The 21182-nt window shown below is 46.7% G+C and carries 22 protein-coding genes; 10 read left to right on the top strand and 12 right to left on the bottom strand.

Features of this window, described 5'->3' with window-relative positions:
- Nucleotides 1-197: 197 nt before the first annotated feature.
- The gene (locus tag AC3B6P_RS07915) at nucleotides 198-845 is read right to left on the bottom strand and encodes a hypothetical protein (RefSeq protein ID WP_489805591.1); all 648 of its coding nucleotides are present in this window, start codon (nucleotides 843-845) and stop codon (nucleotides 198-200) included.
- Nucleotides 846-1016: 171 nt separating this feature from the next.
- On the opposite strand from AC3B6P_RS07915, the gene AC3B6P_RS07920 reads away from it, so the two are divergent.
- The 4 genes from AC3B6P_RS07920 (at nucleotide 1017) to AC3B6P_RS07935 (ending at nucleotide 5410) form a co-directional block, all read left to right on the top strand.
- Nucleotides 1017-1316: a hypothetical protein gene (locus tag AC3B6P_RS07920; RefSeq protein ID WP_489805592.1), complete on the top strand. Its 300-nt coding sequence runs from the start codon at nucleotides 1017-1019 to the stop codon at nucleotides 1314-1316.
- A gap of 38 nt (nucleotides 1317-1354) precedes the next feature.
- Nucleotides 1355-2098, top strand: a complete 744-nt coding sequence (locus tag AC3B6P_RS07925; protein ID WP_489805593.1) for a CvpA family protein — start codon at nucleotides 1355-1357, stop codon at nucleotides 2096-2098.
- A gap of 84 nt (nucleotides 2099-2182) precedes the next feature.
- Nucleotides 2183-3622: an amidophosphoribosyltransferase gene (gene purF / locus AC3B6P_RS07930; RefSeq protein ID WP_489805594.1), complete on the top strand. Its 1440-nt coding sequence runs from the start codon at nucleotides 2183-2185 to the stop codon at nucleotides 3620-3622.
- A 336-nt stretch (nucleotides 3623-3958) separates the two neighbouring features.
- Entirely contained in the window at nucleotides 3959-5410 is a 1452-nt protein-coding gene (locus AC3B6P_RS07935; RefSeq protein WP_489805595.1) for a sugar porter family MFS transporter, read from the top strand.
- A gap of 76 nt (nucleotides 5411-5486) precedes the next feature.
- Here the strand turns inward: AC3B6P_RS07935 and AC3B6P_RS07940 are convergent, their stop codons facing one another.
- From AC3B6P_RS07940 to AC3B6P_RS07985, 10 genes are read right to left on the bottom strand one after another with little or no spacing between them, the layout of a single operon-like run.
- Nucleotides 5487-6881, bottom strand: a complete 1395-nt coding sequence (locus AC3B6P_RS07940) for a class II fumarate hydratase (protein ID WP_489805596.1) — start codon at nucleotides 6879-6881, stop codon at nucleotides 5487-5489.
- A 17-nt stretch (nucleotides 6882-6898) separates the two neighbouring features.
- Nucleotides 6899-8554, bottom strand: coding sequence for an NAD-dependent malic enzyme (locus AC3B6P_RS07945; protein ID WP_489805597.1), 1656 nt, complete (start codon nucleotides 8552-8554; stop codon nucleotides 6899-6901).
- Nucleotides 8555-8597: 43 nt separating this feature from the next.
- Nucleotides 8598-8885 carry a hypothetical protein gene (locus AC3B6P_RS07950; protein ID WP_489805598.1) on the bottom strand — a complete coding sequence of 96 codons (288 nt, stop codon included), beginning with the start codon at nucleotides 8883-8885 and terminating at the stop codon, nucleotides 8598-8600.
- Nucleotides 8882-9622 carry a c-type cytochrome biogenesis protein CcmI gene (gene ccmI / locus AC3B6P_RS07955; protein WP_489805599.1) on the bottom strand — a complete coding sequence of 247 codons (741 nt, stop codon included), beginning with the start codon at nucleotides 9620-9622 and terminating at the stop codon, nucleotides 8882-8884. The genes AC3B6P_RS07950 and ccmI overlap by 4 nt, the downstream gene beginning before the upstream one ends.
- A gap of 4 nt (nucleotides 9623-9626) precedes the next feature.
- Nucleotides 9627-10085 carry a cytochrome c-type biogenesis protein gene (locus tag AC3B6P_RS07960; RefSeq protein WP_489805600.1) on the bottom strand — a complete coding sequence of 153 codons (459 nt, stop codon included), beginning with the start codon at nucleotides 10083-10085 and terminating at the stop codon, nucleotides 9627-9629.
- Nucleotides 10082-10642: a redoxin family protein gene (locus AC3B6P_RS07965; protein ID WP_489805601.1), complete on the bottom strand. Its 561-nt coding sequence runs from the start codon at nucleotides 10640-10642 to the stop codon at nucleotides 10082-10084. The genes AC3B6P_RS07960 and AC3B6P_RS07965 overlap by 4 nt, the downstream gene beginning before the upstream one ends.
- Nucleotides 10643-10662: 20 nt before the next feature.
- Nucleotides 10663-12651 (bottom strand): heme lyase CcmF/NrfE family subunit, encoded by a 1989-nt coding sequence (locus AC3B6P_RS07970; protein ID WP_489805602.1) that lies wholly within the window; start codon nucleotides 12649-12651, stop codon nucleotides 10663-10665.
- Nucleotides 12651-13196: a cytochrome c maturation protein CcmE gene (gene ccmE, locus AC3B6P_RS07975; RefSeq protein WP_489805603.1), complete on the bottom strand. Its 546-nt coding sequence runs from the start codon at nucleotides 13194-13196 to the stop codon at nucleotides 12651-12653. Before ccmE ends, AC3B6P_RS07970 begins: the two co-directional genes overlap by 1 nt.
- Nucleotides 13196-13369, bottom strand: coding sequence for a hypothetical protein (locus tag AC3B6P_RS07980; RefSeq protein ID WP_489805604.1), 174 nt, complete (start codon nucleotides 13367-13369; stop codon nucleotides 13196-13198). The genes ccmE and AC3B6P_RS07980 overlap by 1 nt, the downstream gene beginning before the upstream one ends.
- Nucleotides 13366-14106 (bottom strand): heme ABC transporter permease, encoded by a 741-nt coding sequence (locus AC3B6P_RS07985; RefSeq protein ID WP_489805605.1) that lies wholly within the window; start codon nucleotides 14104-14106, stop codon nucleotides 13366-13368. The genes AC3B6P_RS07980 and AC3B6P_RS07985 overlap by 4 nt, the downstream gene beginning before the upstream one ends.
- 134 nt (nucleotides 14107-14240) lie before the next feature.
- Between AC3B6P_RS07985 and AC3B6P_RS07990 the strand changes: the two genes are divergently transcribed.
- The gene (locus AC3B6P_RS07990; protein ID WP_489805606.1) at nucleotides 14241-14663 is read left to right on the top strand and encodes an EVE domain-containing protein; all 423 of its coding nucleotides are present in this window, start codon (nucleotides 14241-14243) and stop codon (nucleotides 14661-14663) included.
- A 72-nt stretch (nucleotides 14664-14735) separates the two neighbouring features.
- Nucleotides 14736-15575, top strand: coding sequence for an EcsC family protein (locus tag AC3B6P_RS07995; protein ID WP_489805607.1), 840 nt, complete (start codon nucleotides 14736-14738; stop codon nucleotides 15573-15575).
- 5 nt (nucleotides 15576-15580) lie between these two features.
- Here the strand turns inward: AC3B6P_RS07995 and AC3B6P_RS08000 are convergent, their stop codons facing one another.
- On the bottom strand, nucleotides 15581-15772 hold the full coding sequence (locus AC3B6P_RS08000; protein WP_489805608.1) for a hypothetical protein: 192 nt from the start codon (nucleotides 15770-15772) through the stop codon (nucleotides 15581-15583).
- A gap of 123 nt (nucleotides 15773-15895) precedes the next feature.
- On the opposite strand from AC3B6P_RS08000, the gene aat reads away from it, so the two are divergent.
- From aat to AC3B6P_RS08020, 4 genes are read left to right on the top strand one after another with little or no spacing between them, the layout of a single operon-like run.
- Nucleotides 15896-16570, top strand: coding sequence for a leucyl/phenylalanyl-tRNA--protein transferase (gene aat / locus AC3B6P_RS08005; RefSeq protein WP_489805609.1), 675 nt, complete (start codon nucleotides 15896-15898; stop codon nucleotides 16568-16570).
- Nucleotides 16567-17415 (top strand): DUF4412 domain-containing protein, encoded by an 849-nt coding sequence (locus AC3B6P_RS08010; RefSeq protein ID WP_489805610.1) that lies wholly within the window; start codon nucleotides 16567-16569, stop codon nucleotides 17413-17415. The genes aat and AC3B6P_RS08010 overlap by 4 nt, the downstream gene beginning before the upstream one ends.
- 8 nt (nucleotides 17416-17423) lie before the next feature.
- On the top strand, nucleotides 17424-17921 hold the full coding sequence (bcp, locus tag AC3B6P_RS08015) for a thioredoxin-dependent thiol peroxidase (RefSeq protein WP_489805611.1): 498 nt from the start codon (nucleotides 17424-17426) through the stop codon (nucleotides 17919-17921).
- Nucleotides 17922-17937: 16 nt separating this feature from the next.
- Nucleotides 17938-21177: a hypothetical protein gene (locus tag AC3B6P_RS08020; RefSeq protein ID WP_489805612.1), complete on the top strand. Its 3240-nt coding sequence runs from the start codon at nucleotides 17938-17940 to the stop codon at nucleotides 21175-21177.
- The last annotated feature ends 5 nt before the right edge of the window (nucleotides 21178-21182 follow it).

The following is a 21182-nucleotide window of genomic DNA, read 5'->3' on the forward strand; positions in this document are numbered from 1 at the left end:
TATTTCCCTGGAATGTGTGAGCTCAATCAGAGAGGGCGAGAGAGGAAATCTTTCGCTCTTTTCATTTCTTGCAGGTTGCTGCTCAAATATGATGCCTTGCAGAAGTGGGAGTGCGGTTTTTGTTTTCGGATCGTTTATTTCGGAAGCAAAGGTTTTATATGTGACTAAAATGCTTAACAGAATTACCCAATATGGCTTCATGGACCTACTCGCACGTCACTGGGGCCATAGGGAGGTGTGCTGATAAGCTGTACGTCGCCATTGGGCATGGTCGAGGCGGTATCGATTTCACTAACGTCATTACGATTACCGGCAAGAGTGAAAATATTCCCGTCCACAGCAGCGAGTGAAGCAGCCGCTCCCATGGTCAAGGCGCGGTCATTTTTCTCATCACCAATGCAGGGAGAGGGTACGACATAAACACCAGAAGGTGCAAAAGATGCATTGAGTGTTGCTCTGCGTTTTCTGTCAGGTTGCGTACTGACACCAATCAGTACAGTTTCAAATTTTCTTTCAAGAGGGACAAATGTAAAACGATAACGGCTTTTATGACGTGCCCGAATACTGCCATGTAAAGTACATCCTTCATTGATGATCAGTCCATTAGGGGCGATAACCCTTCCATCAGAAGTGACCCTATATTCCGCACCTGTCGCTTTGGTCTGCGATTTAACGGGAGAGTTCCGGTTTCCTACAACATCATCCAGCATCGTGTTACTGGTGGTTGAACTGCGGGCTCCTGCGGCAAAGCCGGCAGCGCGTTGAGCCTGAGCAGGAGGGGAGGCTGGACCGATGAGCCATAAAATCAGGCAGAGGAAGCATGGATATAGAGGCTGGCAACGCATAGAAAACCTCCAATAATCTGTCAGATAAATCAATCCAGTAAATCAGGGTGAATTTTACAAAAACAGGGCCATGGCATGAAGTTATTGATAAAATATTATCATGATATTATTATGATATGATTAAACTCAGCAGCTCTTGCTCATTGCTTTGAGGCATTGCATTATTATCATATGACAGGATCAATAACTGAAAAGAATTCTTTCTGTTCACAGCAGGAAGAGGGTATTGACTATTTGATGGATCTCGCAGGGGCGTGTATCCTGGCTTATCTGCGGGGAGAGCCGGCGCATCTCTGTCAGGAAAGTGCGGCTTTCTTGCTTGATCTTGAAATATTATGGAAACAGAAAAAGATCGACTCACAGCAGGTTTGGGCTGAGCTGGATGAGCGTATCACCCTGTCGGATGATCTGCTAAGACGAGGTATTAGGGCGCGTAAGGGCGGCCCTTATCGCTCGACGAAATTGCCATAATAACTTCATATCACAGATTAAGATAAAGAGATTGTACAATGGACGAAGATCCCCCTCCACCGACTGATCAAGGCACTCCGGAAGAGGCTGTTCCTTCTGCTGGAGAAACATCACCCCCGACGGATACGACACCATCAGATGCTGGTGCCGCTGCTTCCGGACAGGATGCAACAGCTTCAGACGCAGGCTCAGCTGTTGCGAATGGGAAAGATAGTACCCATCTTATTGACCAGCTCCATCATTTGAGTTCTTTTGATACGGCATGTCTTGTGGTTTTCTGTATGTCTCTTTTATGGGGTCTCATGCGGGGGGGATCGCGAGAGCTTTCTGGTATTATGGTCTGGGTAGGAGCCTTGTGGCTGGCGCTGCGGACAAGTAATGCCGTACTCGCATGGGCTGATCCGTCATTACCTGAATCACTTCAGGATTCTGGTGTGGCTCTTTGGGGGGCCAGAATTGTCATCTTTATCATTGCGGTTGTCATTCTCAGTACTTTAGTGGATAGGATTTCCTATATTGCAAGGAGTAATCTCTCGCGTGGTCTGGATACATTACTTGGTTTTGTCTTTGGTGCTATCCGTGGTTATGCCTTGCTGGTGGCATTCTGTCTTGTGTCAAGCTGGGTTTCAGTGGACTGGATTACTTCAGTGTCGCAAGATAGTGTCATGATGCCTTATATTACGAAAGGAATGCAAATTTTGCAGGGTTATGTGCCTCCTTCCTTGCAATCATACCTTGCCTTACCAGATACAAATACATTACAGGACACAAACAGTCAGTGAAGGGGTGTTTCAGGCTGAGCGTGTCTTTGTATCCCTGGTGGTTATTTGGTTTATGGCGGGGATTCCCCTATAGGTTGGGCCTTTATGTCGCTTGTTGAAATTTCAAACCGTCCTCATGAAGAATGTGGTGTTTTTGGCGTATGGGGTACACCAGACGCCGCCGCACTTGTTGCATTGGGGCTTCATGCTTTGCAGCATAGAGGACAAGAATCGGCGGGGATTGTCAGTTTTGATGGCAAGATATTCCACCAGCATAGAGGACTTGGCCTCGTAGGTGAGGTTTTTGCCGATAGTGGTGTAATTGCCTCTCTGCCGGGGGCGGCAGCTATTGGGCATAATCGTTATGCGACGACGGGTGGCACGCATTTACGTAATGTACAGCCTTTTTATGCAGATTATGCTTTTGGAGGGTTAGCTGTCGCGCATAATGGCAATTTAACCAATGCGGCTACTCTGCGTAAGGTATTGGTTAATCGCGGATGTATCTTCCAATCCACAACAGATACGGAAGTGTTCGTCCATCTGATTGCGATTTCCCTCTACAGCACGGTTGTTGAGCGGTTGATTGATGCTGCCAAGCAGGTCAAAGGAGCTTATTCCCTTATTGCTCTGACGCCGGATAATGGTCTGATCGGGATGCGTGACCCTCTGGGGGTAAGACCGCTCGTTCTGGGACGTATTCCTGGCTATGAAGAAGAAAATGGTGGATGGGTTCTGGCAAGTGAGACATGTGCGCTTGATATTATCGGTGCAGAATTTGTGCGTGATATCGAGCCTGGCGAGATGGTTGTCATTAATCATAAGGGTATTGAATCAATCAGACCATTTGGTGAAACGGGCCATCGTTTCTGCGTTTTTGAATATATCTATTTTGCCCGTCCTGACTCGGTCCTAGAGGATCGTTCCGTCTATAATAGTCGCACACGTATTGGCGAAGAGCTTGCTCGAGAGTCGGCTGTTGAAGCAGATGTTATCGTCCCTGTGCCTGATTCAGGTGTGCCTTCAGCAATTGGTTATGCAGCTGAAAGTGGTATTCCTTTTGAGTTGGGGATAATCCGCAACCATTATGTCGGTCGTACTTTTATTGAGCCGACAGACCAGATTCGTCATCTTGGGGTAAAAATGAAACATTCCGCCAATAGGGCGGTCTTGAAAGGTAAGCGGGTTGTTCTGGTTGATGATTCCATCGTCAGGGGGACGACTTCACGCAAGATTGTCGATATGGTGAGAGCTGCCGGGGCGACAGAGGTGCATATGCGTATCACATCGCCTCCAACGAAGCATCCGTGTTTTTATGGAATTGACACACCCGATGAAAGCAAGCTTCTGGCTGCTACCCATAGCTTAGAAGAAATGCGTGAAGCGATCGGCGTTGATAGTCTGGCTTTTATCAGTTTTGATGGTCTGTATCGGGCCCTGAATTATTCCGACAGGGAGAAAGCACGCCACCGTTATTGCGACGCATGTTTTAGTGGTGATTATCCGATCTCGCTCGTCGATAAGGACGGAAAACTTCTGCCATAATCCTGTTCTTCAGAGATGTTCTATATGGCCTATCCTTGTTTTTATAAGGATAGGCCTTTTATTTATATAAATCACAATATTAATGATATATTTATAAATTATTTTATACAATATACGAAATATACTTTATCTGATGAATTTAAATAATTTTATATAAAATTAGTTTTATTATAAATATTACAATACACAACAAATTAATATCATATTCTAGAAATTTTCTTCATTTTATATAAGATTTTTTAAGAGTCTTTCTGAAATATTATACAATTCTTAGTCATTGAATCATAATTTTAAGGGATATGGTTTCTGAAATAATAATATAAAAAGGATAATTACATGATTGATTCAGGTAATGTGAATATATATTCTTCTCAAGGTCTTCCTTTGAACGCTAAATGGACTTTAATTGTTGCTGCCCTGATTTCCGGGAGTTGTGGCGGCCTTTACGGGTATGATACGGGCATTATTTCCGGTGCCTTATTGCTCATCACGCGGGAATTTCATCTCAGTGCCGGCTTACAGGAAACTGTTACAGCAGCCATTCTTCTAGGTGCAGTGATCGGCGCTTTAGGAGCGGGTTATTTTTCAGAAAAATTTGGTCGCAAAACGACGATCATTCTCGTAGCAGGGATTTTTGTCGTTGGTGCGACATGGTGTGCTTTATCACCTAATGTCATCAGCCTGATTGCAGCGAGGGTCTTTCTGGGGTGCGCAGTCGGTGGTTCTTCCCAGGTTGTACCCATGTATATCTCAGAGCTCGCTCCGGCAGCCAGGCGGGGCACATTGGCGCTATTCTTTAATGTTTCTATAGGTGTGGGAATCCTGCTGGCAAATATTATTGGTCTCACATCGCAGCAGACTTTAGGCTGGCGCGGGATGATCTTTGTTGGAGTGTTACCTGCGGCTTTTGTTTTTGTAATTATGTTTTTCATGCCCAGGAGTTTCAGGTGGGTAGCAGAAAATATTAGCGTAAAAGAAGCTGTTCCGATCCTGAATAGTCTGCGTGACGACCATCAGGAGATCAAAGAGGAAATAGCACAGATCAAGGAGAATATCGCTTCATCAGATGAGATGAATCAGGGGTGGCGTGGATTGATGCAGCCATGGGTAAGGCCGGCTTTGGTGGCTGCCCTGGGGGTTGCGTTTTTCACGCAATGCGGGGGATTGGAAATGATGATCTATTATGCCCCAACCTTTCTGAAAGATGCTGGTTTTGGAGATTCTTCAGCATTATTGGCAAGCCTCGGGATTGGCACTGTTTATCTGGTCATGACTTTTCTGGGATGTTTATTTGTAGACAGGATCGGTCGTCGTCGTTTGGTGCTGGTGATGGCACCTGGGTCTGTACTTGCACTTATTGGTCTTGGGATCATGTTCCTGATTCATCCTGCGCAGGGAAGCGTTGGTTCCTATCTGGTGATTGTCTTCATGCTCCTTTTTATGATGTTCAATTCAGGCAGTATTCAGGTTATTGGCTGGCTCCTGGGAGCTGAAATGTTTCCACTTTCCATGCGTGGGCAGGCGACATCGCTCCATGCGGCTGTTTTGTGGGGGAGTGATATGCTGGTTACAGCTACAGCGCTTTCACTTGTTAAGTTAATTTCACTGGGGGGAACGATGTGGTTCTATGCCGGGATTAATCTGCTTTCTCTTATCTTTGTCTATTTCTGTGTGCCGGAGACAGCTGGTGCAACGCTTGAAGATATTGAAACTGCTTTAAAGAATGGCACTTTCCGTCCTTCAAAAGGCCATAGCAGCATTGCGCATGAGGCAGAAACAGCTTCGTAATATTTTTTTGGAGATAGAGGTAAGGTCCTGAAAATGCTTCCAGGCAATTGTACCGCCTGGAAGCATTTGATGATTACTAGTTAATATTGGGTTTTAACATTAAAGTTGGATCTGCTACGCGGTCATAATCCTCAGAGCTCATAAAGCCTAGTTTCAAAGCAGCTTCTTTCGGGCTTAAGTGATGTTCCATGGCATAATGTGCAACCTGCGAGGCTTTATCATAGCCGATGACAGGAGAGAGGGCAGTGACGAGAACAAGGGAGTGCTCAAGAGCATTCTGTATCTGTTTTCTGTTAGGCTGTGTGCCCTCAATGCAGAATTTTCGGAAATTTTCCATACCATCATGAAGGAGAGTCAGACTCTGCATGATGTTATGAATCATAAGGGGCTTATAGGCATTCATATCTAACATGCCACTAGCTCCGCCTAAAGAGGTTGCCAGATCGTTACCCATTACCTGAAGACAGAGCATTGTCAGGGCTTCTGCCTGAGTTGGGTTGATTTTCCCAGGCATGATGGAAGAACCAGGCTCATTAGCTGGGAGGGTTAACTCACCTAACCCTGCTCGTGGTCCGCATGCTAGCAGGCGTATGTCATTAGCAATCTTGAACAGACTTCCAGCTAGTGTGCGTAGGCAGCCGGAAAGATGTACCAAGGCGTCATGTGCACCCTGTAAGGTGAATTTATTATTCCCACTATAGAAACCAAGGCCGGTCAATTGGGCGATTTCCTTACAGGCCCTTTCTGCAAAGCCTATTTCAGTATTAACGCCTGTGCCAAGGGCCGTTCCTCCAAGAGCAAGGGCGAATAATCCTTTGAGGGCTTCTTCAAGCCGGGTCTTGTTTTCCTGAATCATGCCAACATAACCCTGCCATTCCTGGCCAAGGGTAATGGGAACGGCATCTTGTAAATGTGTGCGGCCCACTTTTACAATATCAGCCCATTCTTTTGCCTTGCTGGCAAGGGCTCTTTCAAAACGTGTTAAGGCAGGAAGCAGCTTGGTGTGTACAGATAACGCACTGGCAATATACATTGCCGTGGGAAAGTTATCATTGGTTGACTGGGCCATATTGACATCGTCATTGGGGTGCAAAGGCGTCTTGCTTCCTAAGGCGTTACCGGTCATCTGGCTAGCGCGGTTGGCGATAACCTCATTCACATTCATATTAAATTGTGTTCCAGACCCAGTCATCCAGATATGAAGGGGGAACATTCTGTTATGCTGGCCTTGCCTGATTTCATCACAGATTGTTACGATAAGAGCACATTTTTCCTTTTCAAGTCTGCCAGAGGCAGCATTGGCTAAGGCGCAGGAACGCTTCATGATGGCATAAGCCTCAATCATTTCATGAGGGATAAGTTCATGTCCTATGCTGAAATAATGCAGCGAACGTTGGGTTTGTGCTCCCCAGAGTACATCGTTGGGAACCTGAATTTCCCCGAGGCCGTCAGTTTCTATACGATATTTCATAAAAGTGTCTTTCACGATCAAACAACAGGACTATAAGGACGATAAACAGGTTGCCAGCATAGGGCTGCCATATTCTGCTCAAGGGATGCTTCGTCAAAAGCCGGGCAAAGTCCATCTTTTTGCGCCTGTTGAGCAACAGCTCGTGCAACGGCGAGTGCAACTGCTTTGATCGCAGAGAGAGGCGGGAGGAGGGTTTCATTCTGTGAAGACTGCACGCTCTCAGCAACAGCCTGTGCCGCAGCCATGAGCATCTTGTCATTAATTTCAGTTGCTTTACAGGCCAAAGCACCAAGGCCAAGACCAGGAAAAACGTAAGCATTGTTGGTCTGGTCAATGGAAATAGTACGTTCACCTAATGTTACAGGTGGGAAGGGGCTTCCTGTGCTGACTATGGCTTTCCCGTTCGTCCAGTTTAAAATATCTTCAGGTGTTGCTTCAACGTGACTGGTAGGGTTTGAAAGTGGAAAGATCAGAGGCTGTGGGCAATGTTGTGCAAGCCTGACGATCATTTCTTTTGTGAAAAGACCTGCCTGCCCGGAAACACCAATCAGAATGGTAGGGCGAATTTCATCCACCATGTCCGAAAGTCCGGCATTGACACCGCAGGAAGGCGCTTCTGCACGGGCAAAGAAAGCTTGCCCTTCTGTCAAATTATTCATGGATTTGAGGAGTAGGCCTGGGCGGTCAAATAAATAGAAACGCTCAAGTGCATCCTGCTTGTTCAGGCCATCTGCTAAACATGCCTGATAAAGCTGTGCAGCAATGCCGCAGCCAGCAGACCCCCCACCAACAATCATGACCCTCTGTTGAGAGAGTGTTTCATTTTTCTTTTTCAGCCCAGAGAGAATAGCCGCAGTAGCAATGGCTGCGGTTCCCTGTATATCATCATTAAAGCTTAAAATTTCATGGCGATAACGCTGCAGAAGAGGGGCTGCATTACGTCCGGCAAAATCTTCCCAGTGAAGCAGGATATTGGGCCAGCGTGCTTTGATTGTTGTAACAAATTCATCAATGAAATTATCATAAGCCTCTCCTCGCAAACGAGGCTGTTTAAGCCCTATATAGTCGGGATCATTGAGAAGGGTCTCATTTTCAGTCCCGACATCAAGAGTAATCGGCAGCATATAAGAAGGGTTAATTCCCGCACAGGCGGTATAAAGCGAAAGTTTCCCGATAGGGATTCCCATTCCGTTTGCCCCGAGGTCTCCCAGGCCTAGAATACGTTCTCCATCTGTAACAATAACCATACGGATATCATCATAATCAGATGAGAAAAGGAGGTCAGCCATACGGCCAGTTTCACGGGCTGTGATATAAAGTCCTCTGGGGCGGTGCCAGATTTTGGAAAAATTTAGACAGGCTTCGCCAACACCAGGTGTGTAAACTAGTGGCATCATCTCCTGGAGATGTTTTTCTATCAGTGCGTAAAAGACAGTTTCATTTTCATCCTGCAATGCACGTAGGGCAACATGCTGGCTTAATTTATCTTTCAGGAATGTGATGGATTTATAAGCTGCTGTTACCTGCTGGTCGAGTGTCAGCTCTCCAGCGGGTAGAAGGCTCTCAAGCGCAAAGATTTTTCGTTCAGAGAGAGGAAAGGCAAGCCCTTTATTGAGAAAAGGGTTATTGAGTAATTCGAGGCCTGTCAGTGATATTGGCAGAGATTCAGACATGAAAAAGCCTTTCTAAGGCGGGGAAAGTCGTAAAGAAACCAGCTTAGCGCGGTGCTTCCCATTTTTCAGCGGGGAAGTGATAGTAAGCCACCAGAAAACCACCTCCTAAGCCAATGAGGGCAAAAAGGATAGTCCATAGTGACAGGGCAATGAGTAAGGTTGAAAATGCGGAAAACACAACGAGTCCGATCAAGGCGCAAACCAGAGCCTCAATGACAGATAATCCTGTAAGGCGTATGGCGCCACAATGATTACAGTTTTCTTGCGAGATCGTAACGGGATTATGGCAGAGAGGGCAGGAATTATATTCAGATGTAGTGTTATGTGTCATTGTTTCTGGTCTTTATCGTGTTCGCCCGTGGCAATTCGTGTTTCAACAGCCAGACGCCAGGGGGCGTCTGCGGGAGCGGCATCCAGGGCTTTGTGGTAAAGTTCAAGGGCTTCTGGTGAAACGTGACCGATCTGCTCTGTTTCAGCTTCAGCAACTTTGAGGGCCAGTTCGGGGGTAAAGTGCCCTTTGACAGCGAGTTTCCACTCTTCAAGAGCTGGTTGGGCAAGGCCGATCTGTGCTTTAAGGTCGCCTAACTGTTCATGCACCAGACTATAGCGTTTATCCATAGGAGATAGACTGGCTGCCAGCTTGCCGAGTTGGCGTATCTGGGCCAGTTGGGGACTGAAGTTTTTTGTAGACCATTGATGATCTGGCTTTTCAGAGGTGAAAGAAGGAAATCCCTTTTCCGCATAGAGCCAGATTGCCAAAACAGGAATAAGTACCATTGAGCTGATTAAAATCAGTTTTTGTGAGGTGCTGTTTTTTTCATTTACAGGTGGAGGAGGAACTGGGCTGTTGAGCAAACGGCGCTGTATTTCTGTCCGGGCGCTATCATATGCTTCCTGGTCGATCAGATGGGCTTCTAGCTCTTTTTCCAGATTATCGAGCTGGGCTTTATAAAGATCGATCGTGCTGTCAGCAGTCTCTCTCGTCGCAACGGAACGCTGCCAAAGGCTCATTCCCAGGGGAATCAGGACGATAATTGTGACAAGAAAAGCACCCAGAAGGAAGGACATAAGTTCACTCTTTATTTAACAGGGTCTTCAGACGTTCTTTTTCTTCATCGCTTAAGGCATGAACTTCCGTTTTTGGATGGTTCCATATCCGCCAGGCAGCAAGCATACCTATCATAAAAGCTAAGACTGGCATGAACCAGAGTAATGCTGTTTTCAGATTAAAAACAGGTCTGAGCCTGATGAAATTACCGTAACGTTGGGTCATCCATGTCATGATCTGCTGATCGGACCATCCTTTTTTGACCTGTTCGCGTACAACGTGGCGCAAATCTTTTGCCAGACCTGCGCTACTATCTTCAATGCTCTCATTCTGACAGACAAGGCATCGTAATTGTGCCCCTAGATGTTCTGCCCGCTGTTCAAGAGCAGGGTTACTTAACTTCTCCTGAGGAGAATCAAGGGCCAGCGCCTCTAGTGGCACTATTAGAAGGAAAAATGCCAGAAGAAAATACTTCATCCTCATAAGGCCCGTCTTAAAAGAGGTCTTATTTCATGTTGGAAGGTCGCTTCATTAAGGGCGGCACTGCCATGCCAGACGATTTTTCCACCTGGGAATATAAGGAAACTTTCTGGCACGCCTGTCACGCCCCATTCGATCGCTGTCATTCCCTGCTTGTCTTGCCCAATACGTTTATAGGGTGAGCCATTGCGCTGAATAAAATTTTTAGCGCGTTCAGCCTTGTCTTTATAAATAATTCCCCAGATCGGAAGTTCTGACGAGATGGTTTTCAGGAAAGGCATTTCCAGAACACACGGTACACACCATGAGGCCATGAAATTAATGAGAAGGGGCGATGTCTGGGAGCGGAGTTCTTCTGGAGAAAAGCCATCTCTGAAATCAGTCAGTCCTTCAAGTGCTGGAAAATCAGGAAGGCCCCGTCCTACGATGGATGTGTCGACGGCGTGGGGATCAAATTGACCCGTTTTCATATTTTTCAGCATTGCCCAGAAACCGACACCACAGGCAGCGGTGCCGAGAACAGGTAAAGTTGCGAGAAGTCGCCGGCGTGTTAAGGCCATATATTCATATATCCTAATGGTTATGAAGCGCTTTGATGGGAAGTATGATGACCTTTGGAAGAATGTGCCGTACCTTTATGAAAACGTCTGTGTGACAGGGTTATAAAACCACCGAGCGCCATCATTAATCCACCAAGCCAGATCCAAGGTGCCAATGGGTTGTCGTGCAGGCGAAGGATATAGCTTGTTTGCGGTCCATCTTCATGCACATCCCCTAAAACCGCATAAAGGTCTCTTAGGAAGTTTGTATGGATCGCAACGTACATTGTACTTTGATTTTCACGTTCGAAATAGCGTTTTTCAGGGTGCATAACTGTTACGATATGGCCGCCATGCCGTACGATGATATCAGCCCTTTTGGCTGAATAGTTGCTGGCAAAAACGTCATGCACGTCTTTGAGTTGCCAGTCATAGCCAGCAAGGAGAAAATGCTCGTTTTTATGGGCCTCAACTACAGTTTGCTGTGCTGCAGACATGCCGCACAATCCCAGGATAGTGATGGCAACACCACAATGGGCCATAATACTCCCGATGAGAAAATGGGGTATGTGCCATAAAGCCGTGAAGGCTTTGCGTCGGTAATAGAAATCAGCAAGGCTTGCGGCAAGGACCCATATTGCAAGTCCTGCACAAAGAGAGGCCAGGAAACTGTTCAACCAGAAAAGTGCCAGGATAAATCCGATAATAGCAATTATGAATGATAGGCGCAGACGTTTAAGTAAGGGAAAGAGCTTTGAATGTTTCCATGAAAGTCCAATGCCAAATCCCATGACAATGAGCAGTGGTATTGTTAACGGAATGGTGGTTGCGTCAAAGAAGGGTTTCCCGACAGAAAGCGTCTGACCGAAAAGGAGCTGCATGAAAGGAGGGTACATTGTTCCGGTAAGAACGACAGCACAGATCGAGCAAAGCAGGATATTATTGACGACCATGGCACTCTCCCGCGAGATAGGGGCGAAAAATCCGCCCTGACCAGCGATGGAAGGTGCCCGCCAGGCGAAAAGAACCAGGCTGCCCCCTGTAATGATTCCGAGAAGAGAGAGGATAAAGATTCCCCGGGCGGGGTCATTAGCAAAAGCATGTACTGAATTCAGGATACCAGAGCGTACAAGAAAGGTTCCTGAGAGAGAGAAAGAGAAACAGGCAAGTGCTAATAAGATTGTCCATATTTTAAGCGATTCACGCTTTTCAACAACTAGGGCAGAATGAAGCAAAGCTGTGCTACTGAGCCAGGGAATAAGAGAGGCATTTTCTACAGGGTCCCAGAACCAGTAACCTCCCCATCCCAGAACATAGTAAGACCACCATGACCCCATCGTAATGCCGCAAGTTAAAAACGCCCATGCCGCGACTGTCCAGTTACGGACCCATCGTGCCCAAAGAGCGTTTGCCTGTCCTTCCCACAAGGCTGCAACAGCAAAGGCAAAAGGAACAGCAAACCCGACATAACCTGTATAGAGAACAGGTGGGTGAAAGGCTAAGCCTGGGTCCTGCAGGAGGGGATTCATTCCCATGCCATCAGAAGGTGCTGGAATTAGGCGAGCAAATGGGTTTGATGTTAAAATGCAGAAAAGCTCAAACCCGATGGAAATGGCCCCTAATATACATAAAACGCGTGCTCTGAGTGTCGCTGGGAGTTTGACCTTGCTATGGCGCCCTGTCAGGGCAACGGTCATGCCACATAAGCCTAGGATCAGGATCCAGAGGAGGATGGAGCCTTCGTGGTTTCCCCATACACCGGTAATTTTATAGAGGAGAGGTTTGCTGATTGCTGAATTTTCAGCGATGTTTCTGACTGAAAAATCGTCACGCAAGGCAGCTGATATAAGGCAGATAAAAGCGTAAATTAAGGACAAGGCCTGACTGACAGCAAAGGCAGAGGCCATGTTGATGAGGCGTAGGCGATTGGAATAAAGCCCCCAGGCAGGGATGATACACTGCCAAAAAGCAATAACTATGCTGAGAGCTAAGGCAAACAAGCCATTTTCTGGACCAAATAGCTCAAGCATTATGGTTTATCCGTTACCTGGAGGTGAGGTTTAGGGGCAGGTTCTGTCATTCTGCTCCAGCTGGCAGCATCAGGGGGAGGGCCGAATCTGGGATCCCATTTGCCACTTTTTTTCAAGGCTTCAGCGACTTCTTTAGGCATATATGTTTCATCATGCTTGGCAAGAACAGTTTCTGCGCTGAAGGTGCCATCCTGATCCATGTGACCAAGAGCGACGACACTTTGCCCTTCACGGAAAAGATCAGGTAAAATACCGCTATAGTGAACTGATATGGCCGCCTGACCATCCGTTATATCAAACAGGGCAAGGGGGTGTTGCCCAATGGTTTTTTTGTGGAAACTGCCAGCGACAACCATACCTCCCAGACGAAATTGTCTAGAGAGCGCGGGGGGATGTGTCTTGACCTGTGAAGGTGCCATAAAGAACATGATCGAACTCGAAAAGGCCCGCAGCATCAGGAAAACGGCGACGGCAAGACAGAGCGCGCATGCAATGACGATCCAGAGCCGTTTTGTCTTGCGTGAAAAGGAGGAATTCGCGGCCATTATGAAATTCCGTCCTCTTGCTCAAGCATTCGCTCAATGGAATGAAGGCGGCTGAGAGAACGTTTGAAGCGGATATAGGCTGAAACAGCCAGAATTATACAGCAAAAACTTACGAGGCCGTAGCTGGCAATGACATAATCCCAATGATGAAATAGACCAGGTAAAGTGTTCATATCGTTATTTCCTGGGTTAGTAATCTCTGGGTGCGACGCTCATTAATAGAGGCGCACATACGAATGCCAATTAAAGCCAGCGTGCAGAGCGTAAAGCCAAATGTGCAAAGAAGCAGGGGAATCAGGATCGTCAAGGAAATGGTCGGTGCATTGCTGAGTGTTAGGCTGGCGGGTTGATGTAACGTGTTCCACCATTTGACACTGAATTTGATGATGGGAAGATCAACGGCACCGATTAAAGCTAGAATGGCAGCAGCTTTCTGACCTCTATTGGGGTCATCAAAGGCGCGCATTAAGGTGATGTGACCGAGATAAAGGAAGAAGAGAATCAGCATGGATGTCAGACGAGCATCCCAGACCCACCAGGTCCCCCATGTTGGTTTGCCCCATAGAGACCCCGTTATCAAGCAGAGCGCGGTAGCACAGGCGCCTACAGGCCCGATTTCCAACGCAGCAATATCGGCAATGGGATGACGCCAGACAAGTGATAAGATCCCGCAGACGGCCAGGGAGGCGTAACATGCAGTGCCCAGCCAGGCCATAGGGACGTGGAGATACATGATCCGCACCGTTTCTCCCTGCTGCCAGTCGGCGGGAGAGAAAAACAGCCCGTCACACATCCCAGCAATGAGCAAGATCAGTCCAAACCCGGCAAAATAGGCGATAAGGGGGCGGATAAGGCGGTAAAAATTACCAGGATTTGCATAACGGTGGAAAAGAGAAAATTGCTTCTTCACAGGCTCTCGGTATTTATTTTTTAAAATGCTTTTACACATTTAAGCGAACTTCTCTAAACTGCAAAGGAACAAACGGAGATTGGGTTTCACAGAGTTGTTAGTGACATGAGCATTGCTCATCAAGGAAAGCATTTATGAAACATTATTGGCTTATCAAATCTGAGCCTGCTTCATTCTCGTGGGATGAACAAGTCAAAAATGATATAGAACCCTGGACAGGTGTGCGTAATTATCAGGCACGTAATAATTTATCGGCTATGAAAAAAGGCGACCTTGCTCTCTTTTATCACTCTGTCACGCAAAAAGCCATTGTGGGAGTGGTAGAGGTTGTCCGCGAAGCGTACCGTGACCCGACTTCTGAAGATGAACGTTGGGTTTGTGTGGATGTGAAGGCGAAAGGGCCTTTTGCCAAAGCTGTTACATTAGCTGAGATTAAAGCCGATCCTGCACTTTCGGAAATGGCCTTGATAAAACAGTCCCGTCTTTCAGTTGCGCCTGTAACACAGAAAGAGTTTATCCATCTGACGAAACTAGGTGAGTGGAAAGAGAGAGCCTGACATTTTTGTTTTTTAGTGATCTTTAACAGGAAGTTCGGTAAACTTGCTGTGTCGTAAAGGAGATTTATTTCAATGATGTCTCAAAATCCTTCCAGCCATAATGAGCAGCTTCCCAGCACGATGCTTGATTTTAAGCCTATGGATGCAGAGACACTTGAGCAGCTTCGTCACGTTCTCTCAGAGGTGGAGTCTGGAAAAGGCGTTTTGATCAGACTTGCTGACCTCATGGGGGGAGCAGTAGGGCAGGCTGCGAAAATGGGGATGCAAGGTTTGTCACTTGTTCCCGGATTGCAGGAAAAACTTCATAAAGTTTCTGAATTTTCGCTTAATCAGGCCTTTAATATTGCAATTTTGGGAATGAAGAAAAAAGAGAAAAGACTGCGTTCCCCTGTGAAAGAAAATCTGGCCCAGGCAGTTGTGGCCGTTTCCGGGGCGATGGGTGGTTTTGGCGGTATCTTCAGTATGGGGCCAGATATTGGCCTCACGACATTAACGATTATGCGTGAAATTGCCGCAATTGCCCTGGAGAATGGGGAAAACCTCTCTGATGAGGAAACGCGTAAAGCATGCCTTGAAGTATTTGCACTCTCTTCAATCGTTGCGGGTAATAAGGAAAAAAGCGAGAAAGAAATGGGCTTTTTTGCAGCGCGGGCTTTGATGAGAGGGCAACCTCTTGTTCTGCTTATGGCTGAAGTTGCCGGACATTACGGGATAGGACTTTCACGTCATTTTGCGGCAAAAATGGTGCCTGTGGCGGGGGCTCTTTGTGGCGCATCTCTCAATACAGCATTTCTTGCACATTACCGGGCGGTGGCCCGTGCCCATTTTACCATTCGCAGGCTGGAGCGTAGTTATGGGGCTTCAGTGCAGGAAGCTGCTGAAAATTATCGGGGCGAAGAAAGCGGCGTCTGAGCGGCTCACAAATCTCCGATATTTTTACCATATTTGCGGTCGAGATAATATTCCAGCAAGCCAGAGAGGACGATAAAGATCATCCAGATTATTTCCAGAACTTTCATGAGAGGAGAGAGTTGCGGAAAAAGGAAATGCACAATCGCAGTTATCAGAAGGATAATGGTATAAACATAGGTCTGTGGGATATGAAGCATGTCAGCTATCCTACGATAAAGGCAGTCCTCACTATTATAGTAGTTCGGGGAGTCATTTGCCAGTATTGTTTCCTAAAAGCAGGAATTGTTAGTATAGTTCCTTGATGATTATTATAGATTTTTATGAATATAACGCCTGAAATTTTACTATCGGCCTATGCTCAGGGGTTTTTTCCCATGGCGCCTGAGCGAGAGAGCACAGAGCTTGATTGGTATAAGCCTGAGAAGCGGGGGATTATTCCGCTGGGGAGACCACATATTCCGCGCCGTTTGCTCAGGACTGTCCTGTCAGGTGATTATCACGTCTATACAGATAAAGATTTTGACGAGATGACAGAAGCCTGTTCCCGTCTGCTTCCCGGAAGGGAAGAAACATGGATTAGTCCGAAAATCAGGGAGCTATATAGGCAATTACATGAGAGAGGTCATGCACATTCTGTAGAGGTGCGCAATCAGAAGGGTTTATTGGTTGGAGGGCTTTATGGTGTAACACTTGGCGGGGTTTTTTTCGGCGAAAGCATGGTATCGTTTGAACGGAACACATCAAAGATTGCTTTGGTTCATCTCATTGCAGCGCTGCGCAAGGCAGGGTATCATCTCCTTGATACACAATTCTTAACCCCTCATTTGGCCCGATTGGGCGGGATTGAGATCGACTCAGTGCATTATCAGACCTTATTAATGCAGGCACTGAAAGTAAAAGTTACTTGGCCAGAAGATGTAAGTCTTACGGGGCTTGAAGATTATATCCGGAATTTACGTCATGAAACTGGTATGAGGCAGGAAGGAATGTCATGAATATTTATAAAACTATTTTACAAGCCAGCACTGGGGTAGTTTTATCCCTGTCTTTTTTCAGTGTTGCCCAGGCTGCTTCTTCTCCTGCTCAGGGTAATCTGCCTTCCCTTGATCACCCCCGTCTTTCTCCAGAGCGTGATGTGGTTGTGACCTATCATTTCCAGACGAATGAACGCCCTTCATCAGCCGATGATATTAACGAAGTGACAGTTGCCTTTGCCTCATCTGGCGACAGGCTCCGGATTGACCCTGTTAATCACAAGACGGCCACAATTCTGGATCGTCCTGCCCAGAAGGTGACGCTTATCAATATGGAAACGAAAACATACGCCCAGTTGATGCCGCTCCGTGGGTTGCGCAATCCGTTCCTGCTGGATTTGAGTATGAGCTATGAAGCGGCAGACCATAAAAAGATTGCTGGTTATGACTGCCAGAACTGGATGATTAAGAGTGCGGCAGGAAAAGCACAGGCTTGCGTAACAGCTGATGGGGTTATCCTTTCGGAATCTGGCGTCGATGCTGACGGAATTACAGGCCAGCTTGAGGCGATAAATGTCACGTATCGTGATATTCCCTCGACTGAATTCGACCCTCCAGCTGATTTTAAAAAACTGATGCCGCGTTTCAGAAACCAGAAAGGGGCAGAAAATCCCATACCTGGTATTGTGGTCCCTCAAGCTGGTGGACCAGTCGAATCTCCATCATCTCCGGCTACGGAGTCTCAGGCTGCGACGGGAAGTCCGATGATTGAACAACAAGAACAGGCGGAGCAGGATAAAACACAACCCAGTCTTCCCAATGATTCCGCAAGTGACGGAAGTGTTACACATGCTGACCAGCCATGAGTGAATCAATGACAGGGATTTCTTTACAAAAGGGGGATCAGGCACCTGATTTTAACCTCCCTTCTTTTGGCCCGCATGGGGAGAGAATCTGCAGCAGCCACGCGCTTAAAGGACAGATTTATCTGATTTACTTCTATCCAAAGGCCATGACACCAGGCTGCACGACACAAGCTTGTGCATTGCGCGATGCCACAGCCGAGCCGCATGGCCTAAATGGACTGGCTCTGCCTGTTTTTGGTGTTAGTCCAGACCCTGTAAGCAGGCTGGCACGTTTTTATGAAAAAGAAAGCCTGAATTTTACATTAATTTCAGATGAAGAGCATATCCTTTCAGAAGCCTATGGTGTGTGGGTTTCAAAGTCCATGTACGGGCGCACGTATATGGGAATTGAAAGAAGCGCCTTTTTGATTGATGGTGATGGAAAGGTTATGGCGGCAAAATATAAAATCCGTCCTGCCGAGCAGGTAGAATGGGCCCGGAATTTCCTGGCAGGATTGACCCCCTGATCGGGGCCTATCTCGGATGGATCGCGTGCTTTCCTCAATAGGCAGGCGTGTCTGGCAGCTGATAAAATGCCTTATAAAGGCAGTTTTAGGGCTTTTAGGCTTATTGCTTATTCTCCTTATGGTGGCAGGGGGAGGGCTTTTATGGCGTCTGGCACAAGGACCGCTTGATGTAACGGCCCTGTCTCATTACTGGGGCCCCGTCACTCTTTATCAAAATCCCCAAAATAGAATAAAAGATATTACATTGCGGTGGGAACATCTTTCGCTGCAATGGTTTCCGGGGAGGCCGTCAGAGCCTTCTGCTCTTGATGTTCATCTACGAGGTTTGAAAACATTTTCAGGTCAGGGACGGGTTTTTGATCATCTTGCAGATCTGGAACTAGCTCTTGATCTTTCCTCTCTCTGGCATGGCTCGGTCAAGTTTTTACGCGTTCATGTAGAAGAGGGAAGCCTCGGACTAGTCCAGAAAGGGGCCTCTTACTGGGCTGTGGGGGGCATGGTTCCGCTTGCACAGCAGCAGAATTCTTCTCCTCAGCTGTTGAAATTTGACTTTTCTTCTTTTCAGAAACTCACGATCAATCATTTGAAAATCGTGCTTGAGAAAGAAAAGCCCGATCAGAAGCAGCTGGTTTTGAATATGTCAGAACTTGTTGCTTCCTATCAGCATGATAGTGGATGGAAAGGCGTTTCAGAATGTGCTGTAGAGCAGAAAGAGGGGTCTTCGCCCGAGACATCTGTTAATTTCTCCTTGTCTGTTCAACCAGATGATACGGGTAAGACAAAGTTGTCGATCCATTCTTCCATGTTTAAACCAAGTGCATATGGAGACTGGGTTCCTGGGGGGGGAGAAGGACTTTCCATCTTTAATTTCCCGGTTTCACTTGAAGGTGATGGCCTTATAACCCGTAAAAATATGGCAGGAGACTGGCAGGATTTTACCATCCGTCTTTTGGCGGGTGAAGGGTTGTACAGACAAAATGGTGCACCGCCTTTACACGTTAAGCAGGCTGATTTCACTTTCTATGGAAAGAAACAGAAGGCCCGTGAAATTTCGGTGCAGCTAAAGGCTGGGACATTAATTTTATATGATGATGCCAGTCAGGAAGCGCATTTTGCTTTTACGGGGCATATGGAAGCAGATGATCTTTTGTCGCCTAAAAATATAAAGATAATTTTTGCTTTCAAGGTGCCAAAGCTCGATTTTGCTCATCTCCCTTCCGTCTGGCCTATTGACGTCGCAAAGGGAGGGCGCCGTTGGATGGGGGCAAATATGACCTCCGGCACGGCTGAGAATTTTACACTTAAAGTGACACTTGCCAGTAAAACAGGCTGGAACGATCTAAATGACACCAATCTTGAGGGAAATCTTAAGGGACATGATCTGACGGTCTATTGGCTCAAGCCCCTGCCACCTGTGAAGCATATTGAAGCTTATGCGCATTTCCTTTCAGCCGATGCCCTACAGATTGACCTGCAGAAAGGTCATATGAGCGTCAAAGGGGGGAAGGGCATTGATGTTCCCAAAGGGAGTATTTTACTGACAGGTTTGGCAAAACCAGACCAGATGGGAGATATCAGACTTGATTTAAAAGGCCCTGTTAGGGATTTTTTGACAATTCTGGTTCATCCCCGCCTGCATCTTCTTTCACGTTATCCAATTTCATTTACGCATGTGAAAGGCAGTATGGAGGGGAAGCTTGGAGTTGTGTTGCCTCTTGATGCCAATGTGCTGATGTCAGATATAGGTTTTGACAGTCAGGCGCGGTTCACTCATGTCGGATTTAACAATAAAATGACGGGTGAGGTAGAAGATGGTCATGGCTCATTTCATGTTACAAGCGATGAAATTTCTACTGATGTGAAAGTAAAAATCAGACAGATTCCTCTTAGCTTTACATTCTGGGATTCTTTTAAGAAAAAGCCTCCCGGAACGGTTAATCGTTCCGTAAAGGCAAAAGCCGTTATTGACCTGACCCATTTGAAATCATTTGGTATTAATGCCTCTCCTAGGACAATGAATGGTACGGTGATAGCTCAGGCGGCTTATCAACAGAAAGAAACTGCGCAGAAGAAGCAGCAAGGAGATCTGAAACTTTCCTTAAATCTGACGCAAGCGGTTTTTGACGCAGCTGTCTGGAAAAAGGAGAGGGGGGCTTCTGCATATATATTAGCGCATCTTGGCTGGCTTGATGGCAAGCTCCATTCGGTAGATCAGCTTGAAGGTAGCGGACCTGATCTGGCGATCAGAGGGAAAAGTATTGTTACGAAGGGAGAAGTCACAGGTTTAGATGTCAGCCCGCTTCATCTTGGCCGCAATCAGGGCAATTTAATGATCAGTTGGCCTGGATCGCATGATATCAGGCCAGATTACAATATTTTCTTTGACGGGGCTTCTCTGGATATATCGCCGTTATTGGAACTGAATACCCCCCATAAAAAAGAAGGGAACAAGAAAAAACTGACCGGTCCCTTACTGAAGCCAGTAATCCTTCCTCAGGGAAATTGGTCAGTCGCCTTCAAGGCGGACAAACTTTATTATAATGGTTCCAAAGCGTTTTCTACTGTTCTGGCTGGGGCGCATTGGTCACGGAAATCTTTGCAGGAAATTCATGTTGCTCTAACGCGTCCTTATTCCTTTAATCTGGTCGTGCAGGATAGCCTCCTTCACAAAGGGGGAAAGTCCTTTTATCTCTCAAGTCAGGATTTGGGGAATAGTTTAGCCAGTTTTGATATTTCCAAAAGGTTTGAAGGAGGACGTTTTTTAATGAAGGGGTACTTTGCTTCCCGTGGAAAGGAAAATGCCCTGGGGTTAGGCTTAGGGGCTTTTTATGGTCGTGCGGAGTTGGGAGATATAGCGCTTCTTCATCCTCCGACTTTCCTGAAGCTTGCAACTTTATTCACCCCCTCGGAATGGCGGCAGCTTGGCAGCGATCGTCTGGAGCATATTAAGGCATCAGTCGATTTTTCTCTTGATGAGAAGAGTTTTTCCTTCCAGAAAGGGCAATTAGGGAATGCAGTTCTAGGGGGGCGTTTCAGGGGCAATATAAATATGCGCAACCGTGTCTTTGAGATGCAGGGGAGTGCCTCACCTTTTTTCTCATATAAGGACCCCTCTCAGAAACCTTTGGAAAAGAAACCACCGGAAGCACTTAAAAAATCATTTAGCTTTGTGGCGCTGACTTATAAAATTGACGGAACAGTGGATGATCCCCATGTTAAGATCACGCCTTTTTCCAGTTTCTCTTCCACGCCTTAATTTTT

Source organism: Aristophania sp. ESL1142, assembly GCF_058107345.1.